This window comes from Streptomyces sp. WZ-12 (assembly GCF_028898845.1).
Classification (GTDB): domain Bacteria; phylum Actinomycetota; class Actinomycetes; order Streptomycetales; family Streptomycetaceae; genus Streptomyces.
This window is the reverse complement of record NZ_CP118574.1, coordinates 5,717,152-5,731,787: the sequence shown is the minus strand read 5'-3', so window position 1 is coordinate 5,731,787 and position 14,636 is coordinate 5,717,152. Positions and strand designations below refer to the sequence as shown.

At 72.0% G+C, this 14,636-nt stretch carries 13 protein-coding genes, 1 tRNA gene and 1 pseudogene; 8 read left to right on the top strand and 7 right to left on the bottom strand.

From position 1 onward, the window contains the following. Positions 1 to 131: 131 nt before the first annotated feature. Together PV796_RS24855 and glmS are read left to right on the top strand one after the other, a co-directional pair. Positions 132 to 407, top strand: a complete 276-nt coding sequence (locus PV796_RS24855) for a hypothetical protein (protein ID WP_274915591.1) — start codon at positions 132 to 134, stop codon at positions 405 to 407. A gap of 84 nt (positions 408 to 491) precedes the next feature. Beyond that, positions 492 to 2,318 (top strand): glutamine--fructose-6-phosphate transaminase (isomerizing), encoded by a 1,827-nt coding sequence (gene glmS, locus PV796_RS24850; RefSeq protein WP_274915590.1) that lies wholly within the window; start codon positions 492 to 494, stop codon positions 2,316 to 2,318. A gap of 463 nt (positions 2,319 to 2,781) precedes the next feature. Here the strand turns inward: glmS and PV796_RS24845 are convergent, their stop codons facing one another. Continuing rightward, positions 2,782 to 3,303, bottom strand: a complete 522-nt coding sequence (locus tag PV796_RS24845) for a universal stress protein (protein ID WP_274915589.1) — start codon at positions 3,301 to 3,303, stop codon at positions 2,782 to 2,784. A 987-nt stretch (positions 3,304 to 4,290) separates the two neighbouring features. Between PV796_RS24845 and PV796_RS24840 the strand changes: the two genes are divergently transcribed. The 3 genes from PV796_RS24840 to PV796_RS24830 all read left to right on the top strand — a co-directional run bounded on the left by PV796_RS24840 (position 4,291) and on the right by PV796_RS24830 (position 6,370). Next, positions 4,291 to 5,562: a GlxA family transcriptional regulator gene (locus PV796_RS24840; RefSeq protein WP_274915588.1), complete on the top strand. Its 1,272-nt coding sequence runs from the start codon at positions 4,291 to 4,293 to the stop codon at positions 5,560 to 5,562. A 5-nt stretch (positions 5,563 to 5,567) separates the two neighbouring features. Then, positions 5,568 to 6,188: an oligoribonuclease gene (gene orn, locus PV796_RS24835; RefSeq protein WP_274915587.1), complete on the top strand. Its 621-nt coding sequence runs from the start codon at positions 5,568 to 5,570 to the stop codon at positions 6,186 to 6,188. A gap of 106 nt (positions 6,189 to 6,294) precedes the next feature. After that, positions 6,295 to 6,370 (top strand) — tRNA-His (locus PV796_RS24830). Positions 6,371 to 6,464: 94 nt separating this feature from the next. Here PV796_RS24830 and PV796_RS24825 read toward each other — a convergent pair. Next, positions 6,465 to 7,115 (bottom strand): NAD(P)-dependent oxidoreductase, encoded by a 651-nt coding sequence (locus tag PV796_RS24825; protein WP_274915586.1) that lies wholly within the window; start codon positions 7,113 to 7,115, stop codon positions 6,465 to 6,467. Positions 7,116 to 7,277: 162 nt separating this feature from the next. On the opposite strand from PV796_RS24825, the gene PV796_RS24820 reads away from it, so the two are divergent. Beyond that, a complete protein-coding gene (locus PV796_RS24820; RefSeq protein ID WP_274915585.1) occupies positions 7,278 to 8,186 on the top strand; it encodes a helix-turn-helix domain-containing protein in 909 nt (302 codons plus the stop codon). A 114-nt stretch (positions 8,187 to 8,300) separates the two neighbouring features. On the opposite strand, the pseudogene PV796_RS24815 reads toward PV796_RS24820, so the two are convergent. The 3 genes and pseudogenes from PV796_RS24815 to PV796_RS24805 all read right to left on the bottom strand — a co-directional run. Continuing rightward, a pseudogene (locus PV796_RS24815) lies at positions 8,301 to 9,224 on the bottom strand (chitinase); the annotation flags it as partial. A 288-nt stretch (positions 9,225 to 9,512) separates the two neighbouring features. Next, the gene (locus tag PV796_RS24810) at positions 9,513 to 10,937 is read right to left on the bottom strand and encodes a sensor histidine kinase (RefSeq protein ID WP_274915584.1); all 1,425 of its coding nucleotides are present in this window, start codon (positions 10,935 to 10,937) and stop codon (positions 9,513 to 9,515) included. After that, positions 10,934 to 11,644 (bottom strand): response regulator transcription factor, encoded by a 711-nt coding sequence (locus tag PV796_RS24805; RefSeq protein WP_274915583.1) that lies wholly within the window; start codon positions 11,642 to 11,644, stop codon positions 10,934 to 10,936. Before PV796_RS24805 ends, PV796_RS24810 begins: the two co-directional genes overlap by 4 nt. A 118-nt stretch (positions 11,645 to 11,762) precedes the next feature. Between PV796_RS24805 and PV796_RS24800 the strand changes: the two genes are divergently transcribed. Beyond that, the gene (locus PV796_RS24800) at positions 11,763 to 12,317 is read left to right on the top strand and encodes a hypothetical protein (RefSeq protein WP_274915582.1); all 555 of its coding nucleotides are present in this window, start codon (positions 11,763 to 11,765) and stop codon (positions 12,315 to 12,317) included. A gap of 30 nt (positions 12,318 to 12,347) precedes the next feature. Here the strand turns inward: PV796_RS24800 and PV796_RS24795 are convergent, their stop codons facing one another. Together PV796_RS24795 and PV796_RS24790 are read right to left on the bottom strand one after the other, a co-directional pair. Next, positions 12,348 to 13,208 (bottom strand): spermidine synthase, encoded by an 861-nt coding sequence (locus tag PV796_RS24795; protein WP_274915581.1) that lies wholly within the window; start codon positions 13,206 to 13,208, stop codon positions 12,348 to 12,350. A 158-nt stretch (positions 13,209 to 13,366) separates the two neighbouring features. Further along, positions 13,367 to 13,696: a chaplin gene (locus PV796_RS24790; protein ID WP_274915580.1), complete on the bottom strand. Its 330-nt coding sequence runs from the start codon at positions 13,694 to 13,696 to the stop codon at positions 13,367 to 13,369. Between the two features lie 217 nt (positions 13,697 to 13,913). On the opposite strand from PV796_RS24790, the gene PV796_RS24785 reads away from it, so the two are divergent. Beyond that, the gene (locus PV796_RS24785) at positions 13,914 to 14,624 is read left to right on the top strand and encodes a hypothetical protein (protein WP_274915579.1); all 711 of its coding nucleotides are present in this window, start codon (positions 13,914 to 13,916) and stop codon (positions 14,622 to 14,624) included. The last annotated feature ends 12 nt before the right edge of the window (positions 14,625 to 14,636 follow it).

Genomic DNA, 14,636 nt, shown 5'->3' with positions numbered 1-14,636 from the left:
TGGCTACCATGCGTACCGCGCACCCGGGGGTCGGTCAAGGTGCAGACCAATTTCCGCATGCGTTCCGCGCTCCCTGCCCGATATCGGGCAGATTTCTTGCGATTCTCTCCGACGCCCCGCAATATCGACGGGTGCTCGAACGCCGCCCGTCCCACGAGGACCTCATCGACCACCTGGTCCGCAGCACGCCGCTCCAGCGCGGCGAGGCGGCCCGGGTGGTGCTGGACGTGCTGGCGTACTTCGACGAGACGACGGAGGGCTTCGTCCGCCGCAGACACCGCGAACTGCAGTCCCAGGGGCTGCGGAACGAGGCGATCTTCGAGCGGATCTCCCACGAGCTGCCGCACCGCGCCGTGTCCCCACCGCCGCTCTCGCTCCGCCAGTTGCGCCGCCTCGTCTACGGCTGACGGCCGCAGCGGAACCGGACCACAGCCCCGGACGGATCGAAGACGACCGGGCACCCACCGAACGCCAATGAGAAGGGTCACCGTATGTGCGGGATCGTCGGATACATCGGCAAGCGCGATGTCGCGCCGCTGCTCCTTGAGGGCCTGGCGCGCCTGGAGTACCGCGGTTACGACTCGGCCGGCATCGCCCTCCACGCGAGCGGCACCGGCAAGGCCGGCGGCCTGAAGACCGCCAAGGCCAAGGGCCGGGTCCGCGAGCTGGAGTCCCGGCTGCCGAAGCGCTTCGCCGGCACCACCGGCATCGCGCACACCCGTTGGGCCACCCACGGCGCCCCCACCGACGAGAACGCCCACCCGCACCTCGACACCGAGGGCAAGGTCGCCGTCGTCCACAACGGCATCATCGACAACGCCGCCGATCTGCGCGCCCGTCTGACCGCCGACGGCGTGGCCTTCGCCTCCGAGACCGACACCGAGGTGCTCGCCCACCTCATCGGCCGCTCCGCCGCCCCCAGCCTGGAGGAGAAGGTCCGCGAGGCGCTCCGCCACATCGAGGGCACCTACGGAATCGCCGTCCTGCACGCCGACTTCACCGACCGCATCGTGGTCGCCCGCAACGGCTCCCCGGTCGTCCTGGGCATCGGCGAGCACGAGATGTTCGTCTCGTCCGACGTCGCCGCGCTGGTCTCGCACACCCGCCAGGTCGTCACCCTCGACGACGGCGAGATGGCCACCCTCAAGGCCGACGACTACCGGACCTACACCACCGAGGGCTCGCGGACGACGGCGACGCCGGAGACCGTCGAGTACGCGGCCGAGTCCTACGACTTGGGCGGCCACGACACCTACATGCACAAGGAGATCTCCGAGCAGGCGGAGGCGGTGGACCGGGCGCTGCGCGGCCGGATCGACGACCGCTTCTCCACCGTCCACCTCGGCGGCCTCAACCTCGACGCCCGCGAGGCGCGTGCGGTGCGCCGGGTGAAGATCCTGGGCTGCGGCACCTCGTACCACGCGGGCCAGATCGGCGCCCAGATGATCGAGGAGCTGGCCCGCATCCCCTCGGACGCCGAGCCGGCCTCCGAGTTCCGCTACCGCAACCCGGTCGTGGACCCCGACACCCTCTACGTCGCGGTCTCCCAGTCCGGTGAGACCTACGACGTGCTGGCCGCCGTCCAGGAGCTCAAGCGCAAGGGCGCCCGGGTGCTGGGCCTGGTCAACGTGGTGGGCTCGGCGATCGCCCGGGAGACCGACGGCGGCATCTACGTGCACGCCGGCCCGGAGGTCTGCGTGGTCTCCACCAAGTGCTTCACCAACATGGTGGTCTCCTTCGCGCTGCTCGCCCTGCACCTGGGCCGGATCCGGGACCTGTCGGTCGCGGACGGCAAGCGGATCATCGAGGGCCTGCGGAAGCTGCCCGGCCAGATCGACGAGATCCTCAAGGGCGAGGACGAGATCAAGCGACTGTCGGCGCTGTACGCGGACGCCAAGTCGATGATGTTCATCGGCCGGGTGCGCGGCTACCCGGTGGCCCGCGAGGCGTCCCTGAAGCTCAAGGAGGTCTCGTACATCCACGCCGAGGCGTACCCGGCCTCGGAGCTCAAGCACGGCCCGCTGGCCCTCATCGAGCCGGCGATGCCGACGGTGGCGATCGTGCCGGACGACGACCTGCTGGAGAAGAACCGCGCCGCGCTGGAGGAGATCAAGGCCCGCAGCGGCCGGATCCTCGCCGTCGCGCACGACGAGCAGGAGAAGGCCGACCACACCATCGTGGTGCCGAAGAACGAGCCCGAGCTGGACCCGATCCTGATGGGCATCCCGCTCCAACTCCTCGCCTACCACACCGCGTTGGCCCTCGGGCGCGACATCGACAAGCCCCGCAACCTCGCCAAGTCCGTGACGGTGGAGTAGGACCCACACGGCCGGTGGATCAGATCTTCACCGATCCCACCGAAGCGACGATCGGGCAGCTCCCGCGGCGAGCGACCCGTTCCGCGAAAGCAGCGGCGGTTCAGCCGCGAAGACCGCTGGCTCCGCGTGCGTGCCACCATACGCACGCGGAGCCGGCGCCTCCCCTTGCCGGCGTCGCCCATTACGCCGGCGGGATGCCGCCACCCCGGGATCCGTCACTTCCCGGTCGGCAGCACGCGGTTGCGACGGTTTTCTACCCGTCACAAGCGCACAACCAACCTCCGGACGACAACCGGACGCCCGCTACCCACAATCCTCATGACGTCCCCTCAACTGTGGACGCGCGAAGGAGAATCGATCAACCGGTCGGGCGCACAAGGGAGTTGACCCGCGCGCCGGCGCGCGCCGCCGACGGGTGCACGGGGGCGCATCGGGGCGCACGCGGCAACGACCCTCGCGGGCCTCAGGGGATGACCATGACCGGCCGCTGCGCGCGGCGGGCGAGCCGGCCGGCGACCGAGCCGAAGATCCGGCCGACGATGCCGTGGGTCGAGCCCACCACGATCGCGTCGGCCTCGTACTCCCGGCCGACCTCCTCCAGCTCGTGGCAGATGTCGCCGCCGCGCTCGACGAGGATCCAGGGGACCTCGGCGAGGTGGTCGGCGCAGGCGAGCTCCAGCCCCAGCACCTCGGTGCGGTGGTCGGGGACGTCGACGAAGACCGGGGGCTCGCAGCCCGCCCAGACCGTCGTCGGCAGCCGGTTGGCGACGTGGACGATGATCAGGCCGGAGCCGTGGCGGCGGGCCATACCGATTGCATACGCCAACGCGCGTTCGCTCGACATGGAGCCGTCGAAGCCGACCACGACGCCGTGCTGGAAGGCGGGATCGCAGGCGTGGCGCTTCTGTTCCGCTGCTTCGAGGTCCGCCGTCGGATCGGCGACCTGCTTGCGGTCCGCGGGTTCGGGGGATTCGTGACCGGCCATGGGTGTCTCGGCGAGAACGTCCTCTTGCGGAGGGGCGAACGGGGAACGGCGATTGACTTGATCCGGCAGTTGACCTGGGCGACTCGACCGAGGAGCCGGCGCCTTAGTTCAAAGAGGAACGATACGACTCGGAATCGTCTTCCCAAGCCGATACCCCAAGAGTACGGCGCTACTCCTCCACTGCCCAGAACGCACACGGTCCGGTGAGGGCCTCCAGGAGCACCCGGGGCCGCAAGCGTTCCCCGGAGCATGCCGGAGCGTGGCGCGGTTGGCAATGCCCCGCCATGCCCCCGTACGTACCCCGGCGACACCTTGTGAACGTCGCCGGCGGTGCGGTAGTGGCCGGACGGCGTCGAGCGCCATGTCCCCGGCGCCGCCCAAGAGATCACTCAACTCGGTGAGCTCCGGCGCGACCACGCGACGGCATCGGGTCGACCCCGACGCCCCTCACCTTGATCACCCGCACCACCCCCGAACAAAGAAGGGCGCCCCCGCCCCCGACTCCCCGCGGGCGGACGGATGGTGTGCCGGTGGCACGTACCACGAGCGCAGAACACCACCCGAACAAAAGCGGACGTAATGGGACGGAAGCACGAGGGGGCGGACGGTACAACGAAAGGCGTACGCCGGTCGATTGAGGCGTTCGCAAGTCTGCGCAGGACCGTTTTCGGCCAACTTCGAGCCCTGGCTGAACCCTTGCCCCTGACCCCCCTCAACCCAGGTGTGAGCTGGGCGGAAAGGACCGGTGGGCATGGTTGTGCCCTACTGCGAACGGGCAGAGCCGAGACGCGCACTTTTCATGCAGGGCCGACGAGTGGAACGCTTCGTGATCGAATGCTTCGCGCCAAGTTGCCATATCGACATACCAGTGGGTGGTGAACTTGGCGCTCCATCCTCACGGGGCACAGTAGATTCGATCTTGGTTGGGACGGCGGGGGAACTGTGCAGGACCGAGAGGGCGAGACGACCGAGGGGGGCTTAAGTGCCATGAGCCAGGACTCCGCTGCTGTACCAGACGCCGCACGCAAGCTCGCCGCCCGACGACGCCGCGAAATAGTCGCGGTGCTCCTCTTTAGTGGCGGCCCCATTTTCGAGAGCTCTATTCCGCTCTCGGTCTTCGGCATCGACCGACAGGATGCCGGTGTTCCGAGGTACCGACTACTTGTGTGCGCTGGCGAAGATGCGCCTTTGCGCACCACCGGGGGGCTCGAACTATCCGCCCCCTACGGGCTGGAGGCGATCTCCCGCGCCGGGACGGTCGTCGTGCCGGCCTGGCGCTCCATCACCCAGGCCCCGCCGCCCGCGGCGCTCGACGCACTGCGCCGCGCGCACGAGGAGGGGGCCAGGATCGTCGGGCTGTGCACGGGGGCGTTCGTCCTCGCCGCGGCCGGACTGCTCGACGGCCGCCCGGCCACCACGCACTGGATGTACGCGCCGACGCTCGCCAAGCGTTATCCGTCCGTCCACGTGGACCCGCGCGAGCTGTTCGTCGACGACGGCGACGTGCTCACCTCCGCGGGCACCGCCGCCGGCATCGACCTCTGCCTGCACATCGTGCGCACCGACCACGGCGCCGACGCGGCCAACGCGCTCGCCCGCCGCCTGGTCGTCCCGCCCCGGCGGACCGCGTCCGACCTCGGGCACCAGCGCTACCTGGACAGGTCATTACCAGAGGAGATCGGCGCCGACCCGCTCGCCGAGGTCGTCGCCTGGGCGCTGGAGCACCTCCACGAGCAGTTCGACGTGGAGACGCTGGCCGCCCGCGCGTACATGAGCCGGCGCACCTTCGACCGGCGGTTCCGCTCCCTCACGGGCAGCGCACCGCTCCAGTGGCTGATCACCCAACGGGTCCTCCAGGCCCAGCGGCTGCTGGAGACCTCCGACTACTCGGTGGACGAGGTCGCCGGCCGCTGCGGGTTCCGCTCGCCGGTCGCGCTGCGCGGCCACTTCCGACGGCAGCTCGGCGCCTCGCCCGCGGCCTACCGGGCGGCCTACCGCGCCCGTCGGCCGCAGAACGGCGCGCCGGAGCCCACACTGCGACCGGAGCGGGCCGACCGTCCGCCGGAGCGCGAGCGGGCGGCGCTGGCGGCCGAGCGGTTCTCCGCGGCCGCGCTGGGCGGGCACGGGTTGGCCGCCGAGGCGGTCGACGCGGGCAGGCCGCAGCCGGAGGGGTATGCCGCACGTCTTCCGGAGACCCCGGTCGGCCGCGGGGCCGCTCGCCCCGTGCTCCCCGGCCAGCGGGAGCGCCCCGTAGGGTGAGACGTATGAACGATCGCATGGTGTGGATCGACTGCGAGATGACCGGACTCTCGCTGGCGAGTGACGCGCTTATCGAGGTGGCCGCCCTGGTCACCGACTCGGAACTGAACGTGCTGGGTGACGGAGTGGATGTGGTGGTCCGTCCCCCGGCCGAGGCGCTGACCACCATGCCGGAGGTGGTGCGGCAGATGCACACCGCCTCCGGGCTGCTGGCCGAGCTGGACGCCGGGACGACGCTGGAAGCGGCCGAGGCACAGGTGCTGGAGTACATCAAGCAGCACGTGCCGGAGCCGGGGAAGGCGCCGTTGTGCGGTAACTCCGTCGGGACCGACCGCGGCTTCCTGCTGCGCGACATGCCCACCCTGGAGAGCTATCTGCACTACCGGATCGTCGATGTGTCGTCCGTGAAGGAACTGGCCCGGCGCTGGTTCCCGCGGGCGTACTTCAACAGTCCGGACAAGAACGGCAACCACCGGGCGCTGGCCGACATCCGTGAATCCATCGCGGAGTTGCGCTACTACCGGGAGGCCGTGTTCGTGCCCCAGCCGGGGCCGGACTCGGAGACCGCGAAGGCCATTGCGGCCAAGCACAAGCTGCCCGCCGAACCGGAGTCGGCGAAGCAGTGACGCAGCTCGCTCCCGGGGACACGAAACCTGGGAGCGAGCACCCCTCCGGAGCCTGTACACTTTTTCTCAGCCGGTGGGGAAAAGGAACCACACAGCACCGGTCTTGGTGGGTATAGCTCAGCTGGTAGAGCACCTGGTTGTGGTCCAGGATGTCGCGGGTTCGAGTCCCGTTACTCACCCCAGCATCGAGGCCCCCGATCTTCGGATCGGGGGCCTCGGGTGTTTTCCGGGTCAAGTGCCGCCGCACACAAGGGCGGCGGGCCACCGGACGGATGCTCAGTAGCCGACGGTGAAACGCTCGCCGATGTGGCGCGGCTGCTCGATCTCGTCCAGGAGGGCGACGGCGTAGTCCTCGGCGGAGATCCGGCTGCTGCCGTCCTCGGCGACGATCAGGTCGTCGATGGCGGTCCGGTAGGTGCCGGTGCGCTCGCCGGGCTCGATGGTGGCGGCCGGGCTGAGGTTGGTCCAACGGACGTCGGAGACGGTGCGGTAGAAGTCCAGCGCGTCGCCGTGCGCGTGCATGATCTGGAGCAGGAAGACCGGGAGGCGGTCGGCCTCCCAGACCTGGGTGCCGTCCGGCTTGCGGAGCGAGCCGGCACCGCCGACCGAGAGCAGCCGCGGCGCGTCGTTGCCCAGCGTCCGCACGCCGGCGACCAGCGCCTCCGCGGCGGGCCGGATGGTGGCGATGTGGCCCGGGCCGTCGCCGCCGCCGACCGCGCTGACCACCACGTCCTGGCCCTTGACGACCTCGGCGACGGACTCCGGGTCGAGGACGTCGCCGGTGACCACGGTGAGGTGGGGGTCGCTCTTGGTGAGCTTGGCGGGGTCGCGGACGACCGCGGTGACCTGGTGGCCGCGGCGCAGGGCCTCGTCGAGGATGCGGCTGCCGATGGTGCCGTTGGCCCCGAAGAGAGCGATCTTGGACATGGTGGGTTCTCCCAGTGGTTCCTTGAGGGGGCGAGGTATGCCCTACGGACCGCGGTGTTCCGGTCGCCGAGGTGTGGCTGCCGTTTTCCGCCATCAGCGGTGCTGACGTCTCCTACGCTAGGGGTACGAACGGGAGATTCCGGGGTAGCGAGGCGACGGGTCATGGTGAATAAGCGACAGGATCCCCGAGAGGATGCAGGGGCGATCCGCGAGGTGCCGTTCTCCGCGCCGGTCGGGCGGCCCGCCGGGGTGGAGGTGCTGACCCTCGCCGAGCTGCGCGAGCGCGCGGAAGCCTGCCAACTGTCGACGCCGCACCGGCCCGGTTTCCACCACCTGCTGGCCCTGGACCGCGGGCGGCTGATCCACTCCGTCGACTTCCGGGAGCACCTCCTCACCCCCGGGGACCTGCTGTGGTCACGGCCCGGACAGGTGCAGCACTTCGGCGATCTGGCGGGCGCGGAGGGGCGGTTGGTGCTCTTCGAGTCCGATTTCCTGGACCCGGCGACCGCCACCGCGGCCCGGATCGAGGACTGGTACGGGCCCGCCGTACGACGCCCCGAGGGTGCCGCCGCCCGCGCGCTGGACGAGGCCCTGGGGCATCTGCACCGCGAGTTCGGGACGTTGGGCGGGCTGCCGCTGGAGGTGCATCTGGACGTGCTGCGGCACCTGTTGGCCGTCCTGGTGCTGCGGGCCGCGCACCAGGGCGGGCCGGCGGACGGGCCGGACGGTGGGACGTGCGAGGCGGGCGAGACGTATCTGCGGTTCCGGGACGCGGTGGAGCGCGGGTTCACCCGCAGCCGCCGGGTCGCCGACTACGCCCGGTCGTTGGGGTACGCGCCCCGCACGCTCTCCCGGGCCACCGAGACGGCGGCCGGCGTCGGGGCGAAGGAGTTCATCGACCGGCGGGTGGTGCTGGAGGCCAAGCGGCTGTTGGCGCACGGCGACCAGCCGGCCTCGCGGATCGCGGACCGGCTGGGTTTCGCGGACGCCACCAACTTCAGCAAGTTCTTCCAACGGCAGGCCGGGATCACGCCGATCGCGTTCCGGGCCGCGGTGCGCGCCGGCGGCTGACCGGCGGCCGTCCGCCGTACCGAGAAGGGGGCGGGGCGCGGCGGGTGGGGGTGGGGGCCGCCGCGCCCCGCCGTAGGAGCGGTCCGGGACGTGGGGGCCCGGACCGGTGGGGGGTCAGCCGGTGTAGGCGGCGAACGCCTTGCTGAAGGCCAGCGGGGCCTGGGCGAGGGAGCTGCAGGTCGGCTGGGCGGAGCGGGACGGTCCACCGGGGCAGGGCTTGTCGCGGGTGGCGGACCACATCGACAGTCGGGACAGGTGCTTGCTCTGGGCGAACTTCACCAGGGCGGCCGCGTCGTCGAGCGTGAAGACCTCGCCCTGGACGTCGTTGACGCCGATCATCGGGGTGAGGGCGACGGCCTTCCAGGCGTCCGCGTCGCTCAGGCCGAGGGTCTTCTTCACCTGCCCCTGGGTGGCGGTGGCGGCCCGGGTGGCGTAGGTGCCCATGTTGCCGCCGTAGGAGGAGCCGTAGTCCATCGCCATGATGTTGACGGCGGAGATCTTGACGCCGTTCTTCTTGGCGTCGGCGAGGAGGCCCACGCCGTCCGGGGTGAGGCCCTCGGGCATCACCGGGAGGGTGAACGAGACGTCCAGGCCCGGGTGTTGCTTCTGGAGCTGGGCGATGGCGCGGGCCCGACGGGTGTTGGCGGCCGCGTTCGGCAGCGCGCCGCCCTCGATGTCGAAGTCGACCTTGGTGAGCTTGAACTGGTCGATGGCCTTGCCGTAGGCGGCGGCCAGTTGGGACGCGGAGGAGCAGGCGGCGGCCAGTTCGGTGCCGTTGGCGCCGCCGAAGGAGACCCGGACGTCGCCGCCGGCCTTGCGCAGCGCCGGTATCTGCTGGGCCACCGCGTCACCGCCGAGGTCGCCCGAGCCGCCCCACTTGGGGACGCAGCCGCCGGCGGAGGTGAGGAAGGCCAGGGTGAACTCCTTCACCCCGGCCTTCTGCGCGGTGCCGGTCAGGTCGTAGGCGGGGTAGAGGGAGGTGTCCACGTACGGGGAGAAGCCGGCGCGGGCGGCGGCGCCGGGCTGCGGGGCCTTGGTGGCCAGCGCGGAGCCGGCGACGGCGATCCCGCCGCCGACCGCCAGCGCGCCGGCCATCGCGGTCCCGATCAGCTTGGTGGTGCGGCTCGTACGGCGCCGGTGTGCCGAGGAACTCATGGCGTGCCTGCCTGTCGTCGCATGGGGTGGGGGCACACCTCCAGGGCCTGTCCGACGGCCCAGGGCCCAGGGGTGCGCCCCGCACGCTAGCGGCAGCGAAACGGACAAATGCCGGTTTCGGTACGGCGGTTGGGGGACTTATGGCCGCGTTAAGGAAGCCGAAGGGGGCGGTTAAGGCCGGCGGTCCCCGGCGTCCGGCGCGGTGCGCGCACCCCGTCGGCGGCGGGCGCCGAGCCGGCGGCGCAGCCGGTGCCCGCGCCGGGTGCCGCCGGCGGCGCGCCGGCCGTCCAGCGCCAGCCAGACCCGGACCTCGGTGCCGCCGAGCACCGAGCGGCCGATCCGCACGTCGCCCCCGGTGGACTCCGCGAGCCGGCGGACGATGTCCAGGCCCAGCCCGGTGGAGCCCGCGCCGCCGCCCCCGTGGCCGCGGCGCAGCGCGGCGGCCGGGTCGGCGATGCCCGGCCCGGCGTCGGAGACCAGCACGATCACCGCGTCGTCGGCGTTGTGGACGTCGACGGCGAACGCGGTGCCCTCGGGGGTGTGCCGGAAGACGTTGCCGAGCATGGCGTCCAGGGCCGCGGCCAGGTCGGGGCGGGCGGCCGGGACCCGCACCGGGCGGTCCGCGCCGGCGACCCGGACCGTGCGGCCCTCGTCCTCGGCCAACGCCGACCAGAAGTCCATCCGTTCGCGGATCACCTCGGCGGCGTCGCAGCCGGCCGCCGCGGCGGCCTGGGCGCTCTGCTCCCGTTGGGCGCGGGCGGTGCGGATGATCTGGTCGACCTCGCGCTCCAACTGCTCGACGGCGGCCCGGGTCTGCTCGGCGGCCGGGCCGTCGCCGAGCGAGGCGGCGTTGAGCCGCAGCACGGTCAGCGGGGTGCGCAGCCGGTGCGAGAGGTCGGCGGCCAACTCCCGCTCGTTGGCTAGTAGTTGGACGACCTGGTCGGCCATGGAGTTGAACGCGCTGGCCGCCGAGCGCAATTCCTTCGGGCCGTCCTCCCGGACGCGGACGCCCAGGTCACCCCGGCCCAGATCGTGGGCGGCGACGGCCAGTCGCCCGGCGGGACGCACCATCCGGGTGCCGAGCCGGTCGGCGACCGCGACCGAGCCGATCACCAGCGCCAGGCCGACGCCGGCCAGGATCGCCCAGGAGGTGGCCACCCCGTTGGTGAGCGCGGCATCGGGGACGTACACCTCGATGACGGCGATGCCGGAGGCGACCGCGGTGGGTTGGAGCAGCGCGGTGCCGCCGGGCACCTGGGCGATGGAGGCCCGGCCGAGCCGGACCGCGGCGGCGATGTCGGCGGGGGCGGCCCGGCGGGCGCCGATCTCGGCCGGCCCGCCGCCCTGGGCGCCCGCCGGGACGTGGATGCCGATCCGCTCGCCGGGGCCGGTCTCGGCGCTGGCCAGGGCCCGTTCGAGCTGGGTGCGGTCGGTGGTGATGGCGAGCACCGGCCCGAGGGCGGCGGCCTGCCGCTCGGCGCCCCCGTAGGCACGGTCGGACGCCATCTCCTTGACCACCAGCCCCAACGGGACGGCGAACGCGACCACGACCATCGTGGTGACCGCCAGGGCCACCTTCACCAGCGCCCACCTCACGGCGCGGCACCCCTCACCGCGGGGGGCTCCAGCTTCACGCCGACGCCGCGCAGGGTGTGCAGGTACCGCGGCCGGGCGGCGGTCTCCCCCAACTTCCGGCGCAGCCAGGAAAGATGGACGTCGATGGTCTGGTCGTCCCCGTAGGACTGCCGCCACACCTCGGCCAGCAGCTCCTTGCGGGGGACGACGACGCCGGGGCGCTCGGCGAGGAAGGCCAGCAGGTCGAACTCGCGGCGGGTCAGGTCGAGCGCGGCGCCGTCCAACTCGGCCTGGCGGCGCAGCGGATCGATGGCCAGCCCGCCGACCCGGATCACTCGTGAGGGCGGTTCCGCCCCGGGGGCGGCACCCCGGGACCTGCGCAACACGGCGGCCATCCGGGCCGAGAGGTGCTCGACCGAGAACGGCTTGGTGAGGTAGTCGTCGGCGCCGTCGTTCAACAGCCGGACGATCTCGGCCTCGTCGTCCCGCGCGGTGGCGATGATCACCGGGACGTCGGTGATGCCGCGCAGCATCTTCAGCGCCTCGCCGCCGTCCAGATCGGGCAGTCCGAGGTCGAGGACGACCAGGTCGAAGCCGACGTGCGCGACCTCGCGCAGCGCCTCCAGGGCGGTCGCGACGCTGCGCACCGCGTGCCCGGCCTCGGTCAGGTGCCGGATCAACGCGGAGCGTACGAACGGGTCGTCCTCGACGACGAGCACTCGTGCCATGGGCCGCACCGTACGCCATACGAGCGGGTTTCCCGCCCCGAGGTTGACGGCCGGACGCCGCCGCCCCCGGTACCGGGCGGGCTGCGAGCGGCCCTATGGGTGGGGCAAGATGACGCAGATGCAACGAGGTCTGGTTCACGCGGCGGCCTGGACGCTGGCGACCGGCGCCGCGGTCACCCTGTCGTGGTTCGGCGTGCACACCGTGCTGTCCGGCACGGCCTACGACGCACCGCGCGCGCTGCCCCTGTCCGACCAGGTGGACTCCTCGGCCCTGCCGCAGGTCTCCTCCACGCACCGCCCCAAACCGTCCGCCCCGCCGTCCGCGAGCCCCACCCCGTCCTCCGACGACCGCCCGGCGCGGACCACCGCCCCGGCCCGCACCGCCACCAGCCCCTCCGCCACGCCCACGAACACCCCGGGCACCAACCCGCCCCCGGCCGCCGGCGGCCGGGTCCACAACTACGCCACCCCCGGCGGCCGGGTGGTCCTCTCCCTGGGCACCGACTCCGCCGAGTTGGTCTCGGCGACCCCCAACCCGGGCTGGGAGATGCAGGTCTGGAGGCAGGACCAGTGGCTCCGCGTCGACTTCACCGGCAACGGCGCCCACACCTCGGTGATCTGCACCTGGAACGGCCACCCACCGGTAGTGGAAACCCTCAACCGCACCACCTGACAAGGCAATTGACGGCCCGCCAGGCCACTCTCACATGAAGGCGCCGGCGGGCGGAGCCGGGGAGAGCACCGCGGTGGCGTCGGTGACCGGGGCCGCGCCGCCGGTGAAGTCCAGCAGCGCCCGGCCGTGTTCGACCCGGCCGGCGTGCGGATCACCGGCCGCCCGCCGGGTCAACTCCGCGACCGGCAGCGGCAGGTCCCCGGCGAGCAGCACGGCGTTGCCGAACCGCCTGCCGCGCAGCACGGCCGGCTCGGCGGTCAGCGCCAGCTCGGGGAAGACGGTGTGCACGGTGGCGATCTGCCCGCGCAGGAACGTCAGCGGCGGCCCGTCGGCGAGGTTGGCCGCGTAGAGCCCGCCGGGCCGGAGCGCCCGCCGCACCTCCGCCACGAATTCGCCGCTGGTCAGATGCGCGGGCGTACGGGCCCCGGCGAAGACGTCCGCGATGACCAGGTCCGCCCAGCCGTCCGGGATCTTGGCCAGTCCGGCGCGGGCGTCCGCACCGCGCACCCGTATCCGCCAGCCGCTCTCCAACGGGAGCCGCTCGCGGACCAGTTGGACCAACGGGGTGTCGATCTCCACGACCTGTTGGGTGGAGCGCGGCCGGGTCGCGGCGGTGTACCGCGCCAACGTCAGTGCGCCGCCGCCGAGATGGACGACGCGCAGCGGTGCGCCGGGCGGGGCGGCCAGATCGGCGATGTGGCCGAGCCGCCGCTGGTAGGAGAATTCCAGGTGCGCCGGGTCGTCGAGGTCCACATGGGACTGCGGGGCGCCGTCGATCAACAGCGTCCATCCGCGCGGCCGGTCCCGGTCGGGCCGCAGTTCCGCGATGCCGCCACCGACCGTGCCGGTGACGGACTCCGGGCCGCCGCGCCCGCGCCTAGTTCTTCCCATGTCACCAGTATGGCGTGCCGCCACAGTGGCGAATTCGCTGGTCAGGTGCTGTGCGGAGGCCGGGTGGTGGACCGCCCGGCGGCCTTGGCCGTGGGCGGTCCACCCCTGTCATGCCAGGAGCCCAAGCCGGTCCGATGTCCCTTCGGACCGGCACCGGATCACTTGTTGAGGCAGTGGTTACCGAAGGCCGGGTTGAGCAGCCCGATCACGTCGATGCTGTTGCCGCACACGTTGATCGGGAGGTCGATCGGGATCTGGATGACGTTGCCGCTGAGGACGCCCGGCGAGTGCGCGGCGAAGCCCTTCGCGTGCGCGCCCCGGCCATGGCGGCCACCCTCGTCGTAACGCCCGAAGTCACGGCCGTGGTGGTGCCGGCCTTGACGCCCGTGGTGACCACCGTTGTCGCCGGCGGTTGCGACACCCGCGCCCCCCAGCACCAGGGCTGACGAGACCGCGGCCATCGCGGCGGTCTTGATGAACCGCTTCATCCCATTCTCCTTTCAGTTCGCGAATGGGGCATCGGACACAACGAACAATATGGGTCACGGATACGGCCGTTACCACTTGAGGTGATTCATTAGGCTGTCTGGCTGGTATTCCACGGATCGGAAACCCGGACCACAGCGCGGCGTGCCTGCCGCGATTTCCAGCATGATTTCTGTCAGAGTGCTCTCCTGTTTGACTGATTGAAGTCGGAGAGAAGAGATGCGGAAGTCGATGGACCGCACCGGGCGCGGCGCCGTATGCGCGGTCGCCGCCCCGGCTTTGTCGGCCGCGCTGACTTCGGCAGTGGCCGCCCCGCCCCCGCGGGAATCCTCCCCAATTCCCTTCGCCGAGCGCTTCCACGCGGCCGGGCACGGCGGCATCGCCCGGGCCGCCAACTCCTGGGTGACCTGGCGGCGGGACTGCGCAACGGCCGCGCGCGCCGGCGACTACCAGGCGTCCGCGGGGAGTTGGGCGCTGGTTGCCGTCTGCGGGAACCGCAGGGTGCCGTTGCGGCGGCCGGCGGTGCGGGACGGAGGTGAGGCGCGGGACGGGCGCCGTCGGACATTCGCGGTGCGGCTCGCCGGATTGCGCCTTCGCGCGCACACCCGGGGGCCGGCCGGCGTCGTGACGTATCACGGAACGTCCGGAAACGGGAGCGAAAACTCCGCCCGGGCCGGCCGGATTACTCCAGTCGTGCTCCGGCATTCCGCCGAACTGGCGAATGCGGCGACGAACCCAACTTATTCGGATTTCAACCGGAAGCGGCCCGGTGCGCCCGCTTGCCGAAACGCTCCCGGCTTCGATTCCGAGGTCCTCGACCCGACGCCGGCGCTCCGGTACGGGGGCGACCGGTCGACATTCCGCTTCACCACCCGAAAGGCGGGCTATTCGCTCGGCGCGCTCTTCGTCCAGGCCGGCCTGCGGCACTGAGCGAGAAGACGC